This window comes from Curtobacterium sp. MCJR17_020 (assembly GCF_003234365.2).
GTDB lineage: Bacteria > Actinomycetota > Actinomycetes > Actinomycetales > Microbacteriaceae > Curtobacterium.
Genome location: NZ_CP126261.1, coordinates 115,261 through 130,980, shown reverse-complemented (window position 1 = coordinate 130,980; position 15,720 = coordinate 115,261). Strand labels below are relative to the sequence as shown.

Here is a 15,720-nt window from a genome sequence, read left to right as displayed (position 1 = left end):
GAAGCGCCAGCGTCGTCGCGACCGGGGCGCGGGAGTCCTGACAGCAATCAGGGTACGAACCCGGACCCTTGACGTCTAACTTCCTTAACTAGAAGCGTTATTTGGTTACTGCGCCGAGGTGCTGGTGTGTGTCGCGGTGCGGTCGACAACCTGCTGCACGGCGGCAGCGAGCTCAGCGATCCGCTGGGCTTCCGCGGCCGGCACCGCGTCGAGCAGCTCCTGCACGGCTGCGGGTAGCCCTTCGTACGCCTCGACGAGGCTGCGTTGTCCGTCCGGGGTGAGCCGCACGATGCGGGATCGACGGTCGTCTGGGTCGGGTTCACGCACTGCGAAGTCACGTGCAGCGAGCCGGTCGATCGTCATCGTCGCCGCCGCACTGCTGACACCGAGCGCCTCCGCGAGGTCTGCTGCGCGCGCGGGGAAGCCGCCGGCTTCTCGCGCGGCGAGGAACTGCACCGTCTGGAAATCATTTGCCTTCAGGCCCATCCGAGCGCGTGCACGGTTCTGGAGCATCGTCTCCGCGACGCGAAGCCGGTTCACTGATTCCAGTAGCAGCACCCCTGCCGGAACGTGCACACCGTCCTCACCCATCAGGCCCTCCAACCTGCAGCTGCCGGCCGCATAGCGGCGGCCCGTCCGCATGCCAGTGTGCCAGCCGAGGCCCGGACAGACGTCCGGGCTTCCCGCGCCCTGCAGGGAGCACGCGCCACGACGACGTATCCGGACTGCGCAAGAACCGTGACCGTGTGAGGTTTGCTCGGCGTAGGACGTGAGGTGTGGGCGCCTGCCCGTGGTTCGGGTCAGGGGGCAGGCGCCCTCGCGCTACGACGTCCGCTGGTGCGCGTGACAGTTCCAACCCGATCAGCAGCTCGGACGGCCAGCGGCTAGGGTTCCGCGGCGCAGCGCCGTAAACGGTACCGACCACCACCCGGGTACGGTCAGGTAGTTTGTGAGGTGCGGGATGGCTGTTATAACCCGTCGCCTGAGCGCCGCGGAGCGGCCGAGTTTGTACGGTGGGGGCATGTCGGAGACGCCTGTTGTACCCGTGGCCGCGTTGCTCGATGCGGTTGATCGGTGCCGGTATGCGGCTGCGCGGCTTGAGCGCACTCGGGCGGCCGCAGGACACACGTCGATCACGGAGCGGGAGGCGCTCCGGTACCTCCGGGCTGCGTCGGCGCGGGGTGAGCCGTGCACGCCGAAGCAGCTCGGCGAGCACCTCGGCATCACCACGCCGTCGATGACGAGCCTGCTAGACCGGTTGGAAGCGTCCGGGTTTCTCACGCGAGTGCCGAACCCCACCGATCGACGCTCCAGCTACGTGCAGCTGACTCTGGCTGCACCGGATCGAGACGACACCGACCCACTTGCCGCGCACATCGCCGCCCTCTGCGCCGCTATTCCCCTAGCGGACGCGGAGATCATCACCCGGTTCCTCATCGACCTCGCAGCCCTCCACCCCACCACAACCACCAGAACCGGAACAGTGCAGGAGACACAATGAGGAGCATTACCTCACCCTCCGTCCCGAACGATGACGGTGCCCTCGAGGGGCCCGACGTGGAAGTGCCCACCACCGACTCGGATGGCACGGTGAAGCCCGCTGGTCTCGGTGACGACAGCACCATCCCGAACCACCCGGACGGGCTCGCCGCCGGTTACTCCGATACCGAGTCGCACTTCAACCCCGAAGAAGACACCCCCACGCAGTAACCCGGTTCTGATGGGTCCGCGATGGTGCGGACTGGTCACAGACCCACGACTGTCGGATAGTGGAAGGTTCGCCGGGCAGTTCGGGTTCGCACGACGCACCGGGGGTACCGCCGAGCTTCAAGGAATCGGTCGGTACCCCGCACCCCTGGAGATTGACCCCGCTCAGGTCCATGCAGACGGTGCGCTCCGCGGCATCGACGCCGCGGATCTCTCATCGTCGTGTCGGTTCGCGTTCTCCGCGGAGGGGAGTTGAGCGGTGTGCACTTTCCCGGGGACGTGCGGGATGACCCGAACTGTCCGCACACCTCCGCAAGCACGAGCCGGGGGTGGGTGCAGACTGTGGAGCAGCAGCGGGGTGGTTCCCGTTGCGAGCGGGGCGGCTGCCACCTATCCGGCGGCCGCCCCGCGCTTCCAACGGGAGCGCGAACCTACTGGGAGCCGAACAGGTTGGGGTGTGCAGTGTGTTCGCGGGTGCGGTCGAGTGGGATCTCGAAGAGGTCAGTGCGGCGGTAGTCCTCGGACCAGCCTCGGCGCATGCGTGATGCTGCACGGTCGAAGGCTTCGATGATGTCGAATCCGGGCACGAGGAGCGCTTGCACGCGGAGGCCGTCGTAGAGGGCGAGGAGCTGTTCCGTGGCGCGGGCGGGCTCCATCGTGTTCGGTTCTCGACCAGTACGGATGTCGTGCTCGAGGGCGGTGCGGATGGTCTGCCGGAACCGCAAGTACAGGGTGCGGTAGTAGTCCGCACCCTCGTTTGCTGGGTCGGAGCTTGCTGCGAGGGTTGATGCGAGCAGCCGCATCAGTGCGGGTTCTTCCGCGTACGCGACGATGAGCGCGTGCAGGTATGCGACCGCGCCGTACTGCTCGGCGATGGGCAGCAAGGGCCGAGACAGGGTGCTGGACCACCGGTCGACGGTGGCGGTCAGCAGGCTCTGCCGAGTCGGGAAGTGCTGTCGGAGTGCGTCGACGCTGATCCCTGCGGTGTCGGCGATCTGGTCCATGTCGGCCCGTTCCACGCCGACATCGTGCAGCACCATGATCGTGGCGCTGATGATCTGCAGACGCGGCTCGATCGTGTTGCCGACGCCTTGGTCGGTCAGGGGTGCGAGTGGGTGCTTCCGGAACCACTCCAGCAGCGCCTTCGCCCGCGAACCGCCACTGCCGCCGGGGACGGCAGCCGGGTGGTCGGAGAACAGGTCGAGGAAACCCGGGATGTCTCGGATGAGGGGGTCGGCGGGTTGGAACGCCATCGACCACTCGGGGAACGCCCGTTCACTGATCTGGTCGGCGGCGACTTCGCGGACGTTGATGTGGCGTGGGTCTTGCCGGATTCCGGCGAACCGCTCCCGGACGACGTCGTCGTCGCCTTCGATGATGCCGAGGCAGTTGCTGCCCTGATGGGCCAGGATTCCGGTGATCCCGAGCTGCAGGTTTTTCTCCCGGGCGATCACGAGGATCTCTGCGAGCTCCTCGTCCGTGACCGGGCGGGCCATCGTGCTCACGTACACCAGTGACAACATTCGGGACCCCTGTTTCCCTCGAGCGCGTCTTCCTGCACCTCAGACTGACCCACCGACCATCAGAACAGCAACCCACGCCGTCCTCCTGCGCCAGCCGGATCATGAATTGCGCCGGCAGACAAGCGGACGGTGGTCGGTGGAAATGCCGACATCGCGGCAGCGCCGATCGGGGGTATGTTCTCCGCAGCCCGGTTAGAGCAAGCTCCTGGGTCAACAGAGTGCCGCCGCTGTTGCTTGCGGTGGTGTCCCACCGGGATGGTGTCGTAGGGGCACCATCCCGGAACCCTCTCGCTCGGTGCTGCTTTCAGGATCTCGGGAGTTGCATGCCGGCGAGCAGGGGAATCGATGACACCAAGCGCCACGTGGGTGAGATGACGACTGGAATGCACGCCCCGGCCGCTGCAGGCGACGACGAGCATGGCATGTCCGGCGCCTACTGGGTTGACGCGGTCGCGCGGGCGATGCGGCCTGCTCCCGCCGTTCTCGACGAGTACACGATCGCGACCACGGCACGGTCCGCACGCGGAATCTCCGGAGACCTGTCTGACGTTGCCGTGGACGAGAAGCGTGGGTATGCCACCATCACGGTGGGCGACGTCATGGGCAAAGGCCTCGCCTCAGGGGTGCTCGCTGCGAACCTCCTCGGCAGCCTCGAGGTGTTCCGCCAGGAACCACCCGGCGAAGCCGTCGACGCTGCGGAGACCGCGACCCGGGACCACTTCGAACGCGCATCCGCGTTCGCGACCTTGTTCCATGCCCGGCTGCGATTCCGGGATGGACGGATCGAGTTCGTCGACGCGGGCCACGGCCTCACCGCGCACGCCCACACATCCGGTGCCGTTGAACGGATCCCATCGGCGGACTTCCCGATCGGCCTGCAACCCGCCGGAATGCCCCGGCTACCCCGGATCCTGCATCTTGCACCGGGCGAGCTGCTCCTGATTGTCAGCGATGGGCTGTTCGAGCTCCCCGGCGCGACCATCGACACCCTCACGCAGCTCGCCACCAACCTGCGAACCGCCCCGGACTTGCAACTCGCGCTCAGCGCGTTCATGAAAGCTGCCGGCCCGAACCTCGACGACGACACCACCCTCACCGCGATCCGCCGCCACCCCTGACACAGTGTTGTGGCCATGCGGCGCGTGATGCCATCGCCTCGCTGAGAGATCGATCGGTGCAGGGCAGTGCGCGAACGGCAGGTGCATGAAGAGGCGTCGGGCTCCAGTTCGACCGCGGAGTACCTGGACGACGTGCGACGCGGTCCCCGGACTGGGGGAAACCGGTCGTGATCCGAACGCCTACGGTGAACCCATCACCAGTAGAAAGATCGGTACGCCCCGCATGCCCGGCACCCAACCAACAGCTATCGACCCGTTCACGGCCGCCTACCGGCAGCACGCGTCCGGGTTGCGCGGTTTCGTGGGAACGATCATCATCGACCGTCACCTCGCCGAAGACGTCGTCCATGAAGCGTTCCTCGAGTGGTGGCAGCACCCGGCCCGGTACGACCCGACTCGCGCCACGCTCGAGTCATGGCTGCGCACAATCGCTCATCGACGAGCCATCGATCGGATCCGCAGCCGTGAAGCGTCCCGCCGCCGGGACTTGCGCCTCGGGATCCGCGATCACCACAGCACCGACCACAGCCTCGACCAGTTCGACGCTCACTTCTCCCGAGCTCAGCTCCGGGAGGCCTTGTCTGAGCTGACCGTCAAGCAACGCGACGCGGTTCTTCTGCGGTACCTCGGAGAACGCAGCACCGCGGAAGTCGCCAGCGACCTCAACACCACGCTCGGCACGGCCAAAACCCGCGTCCGAGACGGGTTGACCGCGCTCCGTCATCGGCTACAACCCCAATCGTCGACCACTGACCACGCGCGCGCCACGTCACCAGCACATTGACCGAAAGGCACCTCTCATGACCAGCAACGCAGCAGCTCCGCGCACCGGCTTCGCCGCCACCCTCACCCAGAAGGGCGCCCTGCTGTTCGGCGTCGTCTTCCTGATCGTCGGTATCGCCGGCTTCATCCCCGGACTCACCATGGACATGGGGTCCATGTCCATGGCCGGTCACGGATCCATGGCCCTGCTCCTGGGCCTGTTCCAGGTATCCGTCCTGCACAACATCGTCCACTTGCTCTTCGGCATCGTCGGCGTTGCCGCAGCCCGTTCTGCCGGTGGCGCACGGCTCTACCTGCTGGTCGGCGGCATCATCTACGCGGTGCTGTTCATCTACGGCCTCTTCACTTCCAGCATGACCGGCGCTGCGAACTTCGTTCCGCTCAACAGCGCCGACAACGTGCTCCACGCCTTCCTCGCTGTCGCGATGATCATCCTCGGCATCGTCCTGCCCCGAGCCAGCGCACGCGGACGAGCTTGACTTACAAGCGATGATGCGGAGGGCACCGATCACACGATCAGTGCCCTTCACGGTCCCGGGCATGAGACACGGCGTATCTGCTCAACCCGTCTCGGTGAACGGTCGGTGACCGTTCATGTCGGACGCGACGTGACAGCGTCAGCGACAAACCGCGATGCGTCGCGCCCGATGCTGAGCGCAGGCGGTCAGATCTTCGCGAGGGCGCCAGCCGTTGCAGCCCAGTCGATGTTCGCGTCCGGGGCAGGGGCGTGGAACTTCACCCGGCCACGCACCGCGGCCTCTGTCGCCGTGTAGAGCGGGTTGTCGAACCCGGCGACGAGCGCCGCGACCGCTTCCTGCAGGCCCCGGTATGCGTCGACGTCGTGCACGCCGATGCCGGCTGTGACCCTGAGAGGCTGGCGACCCGGGTGTACCGGTTCGCGACCATCTCCATGAGACCTTCGGAGTCAAGCCGGGCGATCGCTTCCCGCACCGGAGTACGAGAGACACCGAGCCAGCTTGTGAGCTCCTCATCGTTCAGGCGCTCCCCTGCCTCGAGCGTGCCGTTCTCGATCGCCTCGAGCATCTGCTCGTAGACGACGTCGCGGAGGAGGCGGCGGGCACCTTGGCTGGTCGAAGACTTCGGTACAGGCATGCCAGCACTGTATCCCGCATATCAGTACTTGGTTCGATTGCCACTCCGCGTCGCTTGCAAATCGACGCACGGACCGTAGCTGCTCAAAGCGGGTCGCGGCGTGTTCGGTAGCCGATCGGTCTACGGACAGCCTCGTGCGATCTTTTGGCCGTATCCGCCTAGATCCAGAACGCTCCTCGGGAGGGCCGGCCAGTCCTGGCAGACTGCGGCCATGACTGAATCGCCCATCACTCGATCGACTCTTCTCGACCAGGCTATCGGCGGCAGCATAGACGTGTCGCACGTCGAGGTGCGCCGAATCTCGATCGCGGCTGGCACGACGGGTGGCGCCCATGTTCACAATGGCCCTGTGTTCGGTACCATCGAGAAGGGGTCGGTCACTTTCCAAATCGGCGACGAGGCAGAGACCACTCTCCGCGCGGGTGATGTCTTCTACGAGCCGGCGGAGGTCGTCATCTCCAAGTTCGACACGACGAGCGAGGACGTCGTGTTCCTCGGCTACTTCCTCCTCGTGGAATGCGGACGTTGCTGAAAGCTCACTTGAAGTGTTCTTTCTTATTTGGATGCGCGTGGCCTCCAGCTAACATAAGAGCGCGGTATCGGCTGGTCTCCCGGAGACACCGGACGCTCTAGAGCGCCTTTCGCTGCCTCGCTATCGCTAATAGGCTCGGTGCGGAAGGGCGAGGGTCTCTCGCGGTGCGTTTCGCCGGGCGCCGGTCTTGAAGGGAGCACCTGGGTGCAGGTGGGGTGTCACCTGCACCCAGGGCAGCTTCTACTCGCAGCGTTCGCAGCGGCGCCAGCCGTTTGTTCCGGGCTCTCTGTTGTAGGACGGGATTTGTCGGCCTGCAGGGCAGTCGTTGTCCACGTGGTGGACGTCGGGATCCGACTCGTTCGTCGAGTGGTACGGGGCAACTCGCATGATTGGCTCCTTTGCCATCAGCGCTCACACGGGTGAGCTGGCCTGAATGCTACGGCTGGCACCCCATGGCGGCGGCGGGAGCCCGTGGCCTGCTTCGTTTTGCGGATCGGCGGGGCGCGTGTGGTCCGTCGGTATTCGAATCACTTGTAGAACTGGGCTACGCCGCCATGGTGCGAGCATGCGCCCTGGTGGTGAGCAGCGTACGAGAGAGACCCGTCAACACAGAGAGCGGTTGCGCCGCCCCCGTCGGGCACGGCCGGTGCCGGCGCCGGGGCTGGTGCGACGTATGTGCCGACGCTTGTGACCTGCGCCACTGGTGGGGTGGTGACTTCCTGGCGAACTTGTTGGCGTCCGGTCTCTTTGCCGTCGGTGATCGTGACGCGGTACGTCGTGGTCTGGACACCGCGGACGCCTGCGGTCGTCACGGTGGTCGTGCCCTGGGGGAGAGTGTCGTCTTCAACGGTCGTGGACTCGAATGGAATTCTGGCGGTTTCAGTGACGAGCTTCGTCGTTACCGTCGGTGTCGGTGTCGGTGTCGGTGTCGGTGTCGGTGTGTGGGTTGCTGCTGCAGCGTGTGGTGTCTTGGTGGGGGTTGGGGAGGCGGCGATCGCTGCCGGTTGGTCGGGTGTGGCACTCGACGGGTGCGCGGCTCCGAAGGCTGATCCGGAGCCGAGGAGCACAACGAAAGCCAGCCCTGCTCCGAGCGCCGCTGCGGAACGCTTCCGGGGGAGCCTGAGCCAGGTGGTACGACGGAACAGCAGACCGTAGACGGCAGTGATGAGGACCACGAGGGCGATCATCAGCAGCGTCGACCACACACCGCCCGAAGCGAGGGCGATCAGCGACAGGATCGAAGTGCCAATGATCCCGACCCACGTCGTGGTGGGGAGCTTCCTGCGGCTGGTGCCGATCGGGCGGTGGCTGCTCGGGTGGTGCGAAGGCATTGCGGCTCCCTGGTGATGAGGACCGCACAAGTCTGCGGGGCTGCTCAGCTCGACGCTTTCCCCCAGATCGGGGGTGAGTGGTGCGCCAACGACATCGGAACATGCTTGAGCACTCGCATCGTGAGCTCTCGGCACTGCATCATGAGCGGGACCCAAAGGAGGGGTACATGGGGATCTCGATCCGCGCGAGTGTGAAGGCTGGGCCGCTGCGGTTCAATCTGTCGAAGTCAGGTATCGGTGTCAGCGCGGGGGTGCCGGGGCTTCGCATCGGCGCGGGGCCCCGCGGGAACTACGTACGGGTCGGTTCCAGCGGCGCGATGTACCTCTCATCGAAGCCCGCGCGGAGCAGGCCCAGTGTCCCGACACCTCCAGTGGCGTCCGTGCCGTGGAACCCAGCCGAAGTCCCCATGGGTGACACCAGCGGCTTATCTGCGCTGGAGCTCCGGCCGACAGGGGGCGACGACGTCGTGCAGCAGCTCAACGATGCTGCAAGACGACCGCGCTGGGGCTGGATCGCTGCCATTGCCGCCTTCGTGATCGGGGCAGCGCTTATGCCGTGGGGACTCATCGTCTGGGCAATCGCTGTCCCGGGCTGCTGGTGGCTGTTCCTTCGTGACGGGCTCCGGAAAAACGTCGTCCTCTTCTACGATCTCGAGGACAACGCAGCGCGTTGGTTCGACCGGTTCGTCACCTCATGGGATGCCACGTCGAGCAGCGCCAAGCTCTGGCGAACCGTCCAGTCGGGCCAAGTCCAGACCACGTACCAACACAAGGTGAACGCTGGTGTCGGCTCCATCGTCCAACGAATCTCCGCTGAGGCACGCATTCAGCAGCCGGGGTATCTCGCCACGAATATCGACATCCCGACCGTCCGGGCAGGGAAGGAGACGCTCTACTTCCTGCCGGACCGGCTTCTCGTGGGCACCGGCAAGCGCTACTCGGACGTGGCCTACCGGCATCTGAGCGTACGGCGGTCAGTGACCCGCTTCGTTGAACAGCCGGGACAGGTGCCGAAAGACACGCGGCTGATCGGCGAGACCTGGCAGTACGTCAACGTCAAGGGCGGCCCGGACCGGCGCTTCAAGAACAATCCCGCCCTTCCCGTCGTGCAATACGGTCAGCTGGAGATCAGCACAGCGCAAGGCCTTTTCTGGAGCGTCCAATCGTCACGCGTGACCGCACTCGACGAAGCGGGCTCGCTCCTCGGGGCGGCACTACACTGATGCCGTTACCGAGCGCCATCGCCACTTGACATAAAACCGCCGTATCGGCGTACACGTGAACAGCCGGCCACCCGAGGGGTGGCCGGCTGTTTGTGTCGGGGGAGTGGCGTCAGTGCGCGGCGTCGTACGCGTCGCGGACGGCCTGGCTGATGCGGCCGCGGGAGGAGACCTCGTGACCGTTCGCGTTGGCCCACTCGCGGATCTTTGCGAGCTCTTCCGAGTTCCCACGCTTCGGCGCGCTGCCGGAACTGGTGCGCCCGGAGCGGCCGATGACCTTGCGGGCGGCAGCGACGTAGTCGGAGAACGCTTCGTGAAGCGCGTCTGCGTTGTCGTCGGTGAGGTCGATTTCGTAGTGGCCGCCGTCGAAGGAGAAGGACACGGTGCGGCCCTTGCCGTCTTCGATGGTGTCGCCGGTGAGGTCGTCGACGAGGTGCGTGGTGACTTTCTGCGCCATGTAAGTGCTCCAATCGGGGGACGGACTCTTAGCCTGACAGAGAGGGTCGCCGTTTCCTGCATCGAAACGGGAACTGCTACACCTCGTTATCGCGAACGAACGCTGCGAAGCCAGGGATGGTGAACTCGAGCATTCCGCGGTCGGCCGGCTGGATGAGGCCCTTATCGATCAGGCGCGCCCGCGGTGTTGAGAGCTGATTGCTGCCGGTGTGGAGCGCTTCCGCGATCGCGGAGCGCGAAGCGGGGCCGTCGCCGAGATTCGCGATTGCAGCGAGCATGCGTCGTTCGGCTGGTGAGCAGGCGGACCATCGGGCTCGGAACAGGGCGTCGAGATCGGCCTGCATCGCGATGTGGCCTTGGTCGACGGCGCCGACGTCGATGACGCCGCCCGGGTCCGGTCGTCCCGCGGCAGCCCAAGCGGCGTCCGCGATGAGCTGCACGGAGTACGGGTACCCCTGCGCAATCTCCAGTGCCCGGTCGACGGCGGGCGGGGTCCAGTGCACCCCGAGTGCCCGTGCGGGTCCGATGATCGCGATCTCTTCCGCGTCGCGGTGGAGTGGTCCGAGTGGCCGGTAAGCGAGGCGTTCACTGAACGTGACGATCCCCGCGATGGTCTCCGGAGCGTTCGGAAGGCCGGCAGCGAACACCGCGGCAGGAACATCGGTGCCTTCGGCTTGCAGGTGCTGCCAGGCGTAGACCAACGTCTGAAGCCCCACCGGATCCGCGGATTGGATCTCGTCGATGAGGATGACCAGAGGGAAGTCGTTGGCCGCTGCTTCGATCACGGCCTCGAGAGCCCGCGACCCCGACAGCTCGAGGTCTTGGCTGTTGTCGGCCGGATGGAAGGTGCCCGTCGCGGTCGCGATGCCCGGCACCCCGACGGAGAGCTGCAGCGTCTCGATCCTGCTCCGAAGCACTGCCCGGGTCTTCTCGCCGAACCCCTCGGTAGCGCGCCGGAGCTCCGCGGCGATCTGCGCCACGAGCCCCTGCTCTTCGCCTGCGGTCACCCACACCGTGACCGCACCGCGTGCCGCAGCATGACGCTGATATTCCCGGAGGAGCGAGGTTTTCCCGAAGCCGCGAGCTGCGTGATCGACCCGGATGCGGCCCACCAGCCGGCCGAGATCAACCAGTGTGGACAGGCGCTCGTCGACCTCCGCGATCTGCTGAGCCCGCCCAGGGACAGTTCGAGCGATCTCGCCCGGGGTGTAGGGACTTGGCTGCATCGAATCACCGATCGTCTGTTATGAAGCAGGGGTTTCATAACAGAGTATCGAGGGAAAGCGTCTGGCGCATATCGCCGGGACAGGAGCTGTCCAACGGCCTGTTAGACGAGGGCAGCCAGACCCGGAGCATCTCGTTCAGCGCCCCGTCCCCGGGCACTTGCCCGGGCGGGGCTGCTGCGACACCAAGGTCCGCGCCGGCGAGCGGATAGTGCGTTCGCCGGCACTCTGCCGCGATGTGCACGGTAGGCGATCCTTGGGTTCAGCCGGTCGTTGCAACACCACCGTGATTTGGAGTGTTGCAGATGGGATCGAGGCTGGAACACCGTGCCCGGGAGGCGCGGTTCTGGGAGCTATTGAGACAGGGCCTTGGGCGTACGGCGGCCTGTGATGCTGTCGGCGTGGACCGACGTCAGGGATATCGATGGGTCAAAGCAGCCGGCGGACGGAACCCGTTCGCCCACACGCCCCGCTCCGACAGGTACCTCAGCCAAGAAGAGCGGCTCCAGATCGCAGACCTACGCCAAGACGGTGAGGGCGTGTGCGCGATCGCCAAAGCACTCGGTCGGTCGCCGTCGACGATCAGCCGCGAGCTCACGAGGAACGCCGCGGCCGGTGGAACCTACCGCCCATACTCCGCCGAGAAGCGATGCCGAGCACGAGCGCGCCGGCCGAAACCGCGGAAGCTGGACCGGGTCGAACTTGCCCTGCAAGTGGAGCTGCGGTTGGTGCGGAACTGGTCCCCGGAGCAGATCCGTGATGACCTGGCTAGGACATTCCCCGACCGGCCGGAGATGCACGTGTCCCACGAGACGATCTACCAGCCCCTCTTCGTGCAGGGCCGTGGCCACCTGCGCGCTGACCTGCACAAACACCTCCGCACCGGCCGAGCCCTCCGCCGGCACCGCGGTGAACGTCGGCAAGCGTCGTGGTCGAAGATCCGCGACATGATCCTGATCAGCGAACGCCCCGCCGAAGCCGATGACCGGGCTGTTCCCGGTCACTGGGAAGGGGACCTGATCGTCGGGATCAACGCCCGCAGCGCGATCGGCACCCTCGTCGAACGCACGACCCGGTACGTGATGCTGCTGCACTTGCCCAACGGGCACAGTGCCGACGCGGTCCGTGACGCGATGATCCCCACCATTCAGAGCCTGCCGGAGCATCTGCGGCGCTCGTTGACGTGGGATCAGGGGACCGAGCTTGCCCGTCACAAGGACATCACCCTCGCCACGAACCTCGCGATCTACTTCTGCGACCCCCACAAGCCCTGGCAGCGCGGCTCGAACGAGAACACCAACGGCTTACTCCGGCAGTACTTCCCCAAGTCCACCGACCTCAGCATCCACAGCCCGGAACGGCTCCTCGAGGTCGCCACCGAACTCAACGGCCGACCTCGCAAAACGCTCGGCTACCGCACCCCAGCAGAAGCCTTCGAACAGCTACTGTCGGACTCGAAACAACCACCCGTTGCAACGACCCCTTGAAACCGCCGATCGGCTATCGAGACGCCTCGGGAACAAGTCGCGATGTCGACTGCAGCAGCCCGATGCAAGATGAGCACTGGGCTCGACCCTCGCGTAGTGGGCAGGCAGCGCACTCACCAGATGCGCTGCCTCGAGGTAGCCCAATCAGGTGTGGTCACGGCCGGCGGGCACCCAAACCGGCACTTGCAGTTAAGAGTGTAAGTTGTTTAGTGTGGGCCAAGCCCCACACTCGACATGACTTGGAGGCCGTTGTGGCACCCGTACGATCCGTGCTCACTGAGCAGCTGGCGATCGACGATGTGGTGAGAGCTGAAGCGTCTACGGCTGTTGATGAAGCTCACGACCGTCGCGTTCGTGGGATGGCGCTGCTTCTCGAAGATGGCGCGATGGTGGAACTCCCGGCTCAGCTCTCACGCTTCCTTGAGAGTGCGATCCGGAGCGCAGCGAGTGGCTCAGTTATCTTCACTTCGTCGCTCCCTGAAGAGCTGACGACGACGACCGCGGCTGAGCAGCTCGGCGTCTCCCGCCCCACTCTGATGAAGATGATCGCCGCTGGGGAGATCCCAGCGACGAAGGTGAAGACGCACACCCGTCTACGTCGAGACGACGTCTTGGCCCTCCGGCAGCGTCGTGAGGATCGCCGCCGAGACGCCGCCGATGAGCTCCTTCGCGCGGGTGAGGCGTTCGACTGAAGTTATTGGGCGTTCGCCATTACGGTTAGACGGTGGTGCAACGAGTCTTTGTCGACGCGAACGTGTTCGTGAGTAGGACGCTGCGCGACTGGATTTGCCTGCTCCGCGCGGAGATCCCAGCGATGTTCCAGCTGCACACAACCGAGGATGTTCTTGCCGAAGCACTGTACACGCTGCGGCGGCACATGAGGGACGCCGACGGAGCGGTGACGGTTCACATTCGTGAGGCGATCTTGGCGTCAATTGACGAGGTGCTTCAAGACTTCGACGGTTCCGTTGCTTACTCCGGCTCTGACGCAGACGACCGCCACGTGCACGCTGCCGCGGTTGGCTGTCAGGCGGACGTTCTGCTCACGGAGGATCAGGGATTTACGGAAGACGACCGCGCCCCTTACGAGGTGTATACGTGCGACGACTTCTTCTGTCTCGTCGACGATGCAGTCCCGGATCGTGTGCGCAGTGTGGCGCTCAAGCAGCTCAAATACTGGAACTCGCAACCACAGCGGAAGAGTCTGAAGCAAGCGCTCATTGACGCAGGTTGTCCCGACTTCGCGGTACGCGTTGAAGGCCACTTGCGGGTCGCGAGCGGTGTTCGAGGACGCCGCTGAGGCGGGGGACATCGTTCCCCTGGTGGTCACTGTTGCCGCAACCGGTCACTCCGTGGCGCCACAGTCGGGCAGCTCTCGTCCCCATCGGTGTTCGGTAGCGGATCGGCTATCGAGACGGGGTCGGGGGCGAGTGCGAGCTGTTCAAGGGCCCGAAGTAGTGCGGCGTGATCGATGCCCTCGGTGCGCTGCAGTAGGTGTTCCCGCACCGCGGCTGCGTGGATCGGACGGGCCACACGCACGAGGCGCACGCCCTCGTCCGTGACTCGTACGAGGACGCCGCCGTCGACCGCGCTGCGGCTGACGAGTCCGCGGTTCTCCATCCGCGTGAGTTGGTGGGAGAGGCGAGTGCGATCCCACCGCAACAGAGCGCCGAGGTCGTTCTGCCGAAGCTTGCCGCCTCCCAGCTCGGCCAGCCGGGTCAGAATCCCGAAGTCCTGATCGGACAACCCCGAACCAGCCTTGAGGTCCTCGGCCACACGCTGCCGGACTTTGTCCGCCGCGATCTTCCACGCATGCCAGAGGCGTTGTTCCTGTTCAGTCAGCGGTACGGTCATGCGACCAACCTACGGGACTGGTGTTGACGCATCAACACTAGTGGACGCATGCTGTTGATATGACAACACCGAGCAGCACGCAGAAGATTGCCCTCGTCACCGGTGGGAACAAGGGCATCGGCATCGCGATCGTTCGCGGCCTCGCACGAGAAGGCTTCACCGTCCTCCTCGGTGCACGAAGCGCCGAGGTCGGCCAAGCAGCCGCCGACACCATCGACGGTGGCGTACGCCCGGTCGTCCTCGACGTGACGAACCAGGAACAGATCAACGCCCTCGCGGCGGAGGTTGCAGCCGAGTTCGGCCGCCTCGACGTCCTGGTGAACAACGCCGGGGGGCAACACCCTCACGTTCCGGTCGACGGAGAATCTCCCGAAGCCGAGCGAGGAGAACGTCGACGACTTCAAGAACGTCTATGAGGTCAACGTCTTCGGCGTCGTGCGGATGATCAGTGCGTTCCTGCCCCTGCTGACGAAGGCGAACGCACCGCGGATCGTGAACGTGACGAGCAAGCGCGGTTCGATCGGCGAGGAGGGGGCCTGGGCGGGCCAGCCCTCGATGGTGTACTCGAGCTCGAAGACCGCCCTCAATGCCCTGACCGTGCACTACGCCCGCGAGTTCGCGGGAACCGCGTTGAAGATCAACGGAGCGGCCCCGGGCCACGTCGCGACCGACTTCAACAACTTCCGCGGTACCCGCACGCCCGATGAGGGCGCCGCCGTCGCCGTCCGCCTCGCCACACTCCCCGCTGACGGGCCCACCGGCGCGGTCTTCGAAGACGACACGCAGCTCACATGGTGACAGCGACTCCGCGCAAGGTCCTCGTCACCTGCGCACCCCGCTGAATCGTACGAAGGACGTCGACTCCCGAGCGGAGCCGACTTCCTTCTGCGCCTGGTAGCTCACCCGCGGGCGTCCGGCGCCGCCTCGCGCACCCGACCCTTGAGCCGGCGCTCCCGCGATCACCGCCACGACGAGTCCCAGCACGAGCAGCGCCGGGAGCCACCAGCGGCTGGTGGATCACCGGACAGACCATCTTCGCCAACGGCGGCTACACGACTCGCTAATCCACAACTGCCATGCGTTCGGACCCGAACCGGACGCATGGCGGCCACGTCCCGCGACGAGAATGGGGAACACCGATGGCCCCGTAGCTGCGCCCCACAGATCAGTGATATTTCCCGGTACTGGAGTGCGGCGCGAAGCTCCCGGACCTCACGCTCCAACTCCGCGATCCGGGCCGCGTCGTCCGTGGTCACGCCAGGCCGGTCGCCGGCATCGATGTCGGCCTGCTGCACCCAGTTCCGCAGCGTCTCCGGATTAATCCCTAGCTGCTCACCGATCCGACGCAACGCGCCGCCTCGGTACTCGGGGCG

19 protein-coding genes and 2 pseudogenes are annotated in these 15,720 nt (G+C 65.7%); 12 read left to right on the top strand and 9 right to left on the bottom strand.

Annotated elements, in window-relative coordinates:
- Positions 1-105 precede the first annotated feature (105 nt).
- Positions 106-642, bottom strand: a complete 537-nt coding sequence (locus tag DEJ14_RS19375) for a MarR family winged helix-turn-helix transcriptional regulator (RefSeq protein ID WP_111085173.1) — start codon at positions 640-642, stop codon at positions 106-108.
- Between the two features lie 379 nt (positions 643-1,021).
- Between DEJ14_RS19375 and DEJ14_RS19370 the strand changes: the two genes are divergently transcribed.
- Together DEJ14_RS19370 and DEJ14_RS19365 are read left to right on the top strand one after the other, a co-directional pair.
- Positions 1,022-1,501 carry a MarR family winged helix-turn-helix transcriptional regulator gene (locus tag DEJ14_RS19370; RefSeq protein ID WP_181437514.1) on the top strand — a complete coding sequence of 160 codons (480 nt, stop codon included), beginning with the start codon at positions 1,022-1,024 and terminating at the stop codon, positions 1,499-1,501.
- 56 nt (positions 1,502-1,557) lie between these two features.
- Positions 1,558-1,710, top strand: a complete 153-nt coding sequence (locus DEJ14_RS19365; RefSeq protein ID WP_181437513.1) for a hypothetical protein — start codon at positions 1,558-1,560, stop codon at positions 1,708-1,710.
- Positions 1,711-2,138: 428 nt separating this feature from the next.
- On the opposite strand, the gene DEJ14_RS19360 is transcribed toward DEJ14_RS19365, so the two are convergent.
- The gene (locus tag DEJ14_RS19360) at positions 2,139-3,203 is read right to left on the bottom strand and encodes a BLUF domain-containing protein (RefSeq protein WP_284180455.1); all 1,065 of its coding nucleotides are present in this window, start codon (positions 3,201-3,203) and stop codon (positions 2,139-2,141) included.
- A gap of 398 nt (positions 3,204-3,601) precedes the next feature.
- Between DEJ14_RS19360 and DEJ14_RS19355 the strand changes: the two genes are divergently transcribed.
- From DEJ14_RS19355 to DEJ14_RS19345, 3 genes are all read left to right on the top strand, one after another.
- On the top strand, positions 3,602-4,348 hold the full coding sequence (locus DEJ14_RS19355; protein ID WP_284180454.1) for a PP2C family protein-serine/threonine phosphatase: 747 nt from the start codon (positions 3,602-3,604) through the stop codon (positions 4,346-4,348).
- Positions 4,349-4,571: 223 nt separating this feature from the next.
- Entirely contained in the window at positions 4,572-5,132 is a 561-nt protein-coding gene (locus tag DEJ14_RS19350) for a sigma-70 family RNA polymerase sigma factor (RefSeq protein ID WP_181437510.1), read from the top strand.
- A 16-nt stretch (positions 5,133-5,148) separates the two neighbouring features.
- The gene (locus tag DEJ14_RS19345) at positions 5,149-5,610 is read left to right on the top strand and encodes a DUF4383 domain-containing protein (protein ID WP_111085168.1); all 462 of its coding nucleotides are present in this window, start codon (positions 5,149-5,151) and stop codon (positions 5,608-5,610) included.
- Between the two features lie 185 nt (positions 5,611-5,795).
- Here the strand turns inward: DEJ14_RS19345 and DEJ14_RS19340 are convergent, their stop codons facing one another.
- Together DEJ14_RS19340 and DEJ14_RS19335 are read right to left on the bottom strand one after the other, a co-directional pair.
- A complete protein-coding gene (locus DEJ14_RS19340; RefSeq protein WP_258373263.1) occupies positions 5,796-5,978 on the bottom strand; it encodes a hypothetical protein in 183 nt (60 codons plus the stop codon).
- A gap of 92 nt (positions 5,979-6,070) precedes the next feature.
- Positions 6,071-6,175, bottom strand: a pseudogene (locus tag DEJ14_RS19335) (GntR family transcriptional regulator); the annotation flags it as partial.
- 280 nt (positions 6,176-6,455) lie between these two features.
- On the opposite strand from DEJ14_RS19335, the gene DEJ14_RS19330 reads away from it, so the two are divergent.
- On the top strand, positions 6,456-6,776 hold the full coding sequence (locus DEJ14_RS19330) for a cupin domain-containing protein (protein ID WP_111085166.1): 321 nt from the start codon (positions 6,456-6,458) through the stop codon (positions 6,774-6,776).
- A 527-nt stretch (positions 6,777-7,303) separates the two neighbouring features.
- On the opposite strand, the gene DEJ14_RS19325 is transcribed toward DEJ14_RS19330, so the two are convergent.
- The gene (locus tag DEJ14_RS19325) at positions 7,304-8,107 is read right to left on the bottom strand and encodes a G5 domain-containing protein (protein WP_258373255.1); all 804 of its coding nucleotides are present in this window, start codon (positions 8,105-8,107) and stop codon (positions 7,304-7,306) included.
- 167 nt (positions 8,108-8,274) lie between these two features.
- Here DEJ14_RS19325 and DEJ14_RS19320 point away from each other — a divergent pair, with 167 nt between their 5' ends.
- Positions 8,275-9,330 carry a DUF4236 domain-containing protein gene (locus DEJ14_RS19320; RefSeq protein WP_181437509.1) on the top strand — a complete coding sequence of 352 codons (1,056 nt, stop codon included), beginning with the start codon at positions 8,275-8,277 and terminating at the stop codon, positions 9,328-9,330.
- A 109-nt stretch (positions 9,331-9,439) separates the two neighbouring features.
- Here the strand turns inward: DEJ14_RS19320 and DEJ14_RS19315 are convergent, their stop codons facing one another.
- The gene (locus DEJ14_RS19315; RefSeq protein ID WP_111085164.1) at positions 9,440-9,784 is read right to left on the bottom strand and encodes a histone-like nucleoid-structuring protein Lsr2; all 345 of its coding nucleotides are present in this window, start codon (positions 9,782-9,784) and stop codon (positions 9,440-9,442) included.
- Positions 9,785-9,860: 76 nt separating this feature from the next.
- Positions 9,861-11,009, bottom strand: coding sequence for an ATP-binding protein (locus DEJ14_RS19310; RefSeq protein WP_111085163.1), 1,149 nt, complete (start codon positions 11,007-11,009; stop codon positions 9,861-9,863).
- A gap of 302 nt (positions 11,010-11,311) precedes the next feature.
- Here DEJ14_RS19310 and DEJ14_RS19305 point away from each other — a divergent pair, with 302 nt between their 5' ends.
- From DEJ14_RS19305 to DEJ14_RS19295, 3 genes are all read left to right on the top strand, one after another.
- Positions 11,312-12,493 carry an IS30 family transposase gene (locus DEJ14_RS19305; protein WP_111085200.1) on the top strand — a complete coding sequence of 394 codons (1,182 nt, stop codon included), beginning with the start codon at positions 11,312-11,314 and terminating at the stop codon, positions 12,491-12,493.
- 269 nt (positions 12,494-12,762) lie between these two features.
- Entirely contained in the window at positions 12,763-13,185 is a 423-nt protein-coding gene (locus tag DEJ14_RS19300) for an excisionase family DNA-binding protein (RefSeq protein WP_258373254.1), read from the top strand.
- A 32-nt stretch (positions 13,186-13,217) separates the two neighbouring features.
- Positions 13,218-13,793: a PIN domain-containing protein gene (locus DEJ14_RS19295; RefSeq protein ID WP_111085161.1), complete on the top strand. Its 576-nt coding sequence runs from the start codon at positions 13,218-13,220 to the stop codon at positions 13,791-13,793.
- 26 nt (positions 13,794-13,819) lie between these two features.
- Here DEJ14_RS19295 and DEJ14_RS19290 read toward each other — a convergent pair whose 3' ends face one another.
- Positions 13,820-14,347: a MarR family winged helix-turn-helix transcriptional regulator gene (locus DEJ14_RS19290; RefSeq protein ID WP_111085160.1), complete on the bottom strand. Its 528-nt coding sequence runs from the start codon at positions 14,345-14,347 to the stop codon at positions 13,820-13,822.
- A 59-nt stretch (positions 14,348-14,406) separates the two neighbouring features.
- Between DEJ14_RS19290 and DEJ14_RS19285 the strand changes: the two genes are divergently transcribed.
- A complete protein-coding gene (locus DEJ14_RS19285; RefSeq protein WP_220036419.1) occupies positions 14,407-14,763 on the top strand; it encodes an SDR family NAD(P)-dependent oxidoreductase in 357 nt (118 codons plus the stop codon).
- Between the two features lie 19 nt (positions 14,764-14,782).
- Positions 14,783-15,145: an SDR family NAD(P)-dependent oxidoreductase gene (locus tag DEJ14_RS19280; RefSeq protein WP_258373252.1), complete on the top strand. Its 363-nt coding sequence runs from the start codon at positions 14,783-14,785 to the stop codon at positions 15,143-15,145.
- 392 nt (positions 15,146-15,537) lie between these two features.
- Here the strand turns inward: DEJ14_RS19280 and DEJ14_RS19560 are convergent.
- A pseudogene (locus tag DEJ14_RS19560) lies at positions 15,538-15,672 on the bottom strand (transposase); the annotation flags it as partial.
- Positions 15,673-15,720: the final 48 nt, after the last annotated feature.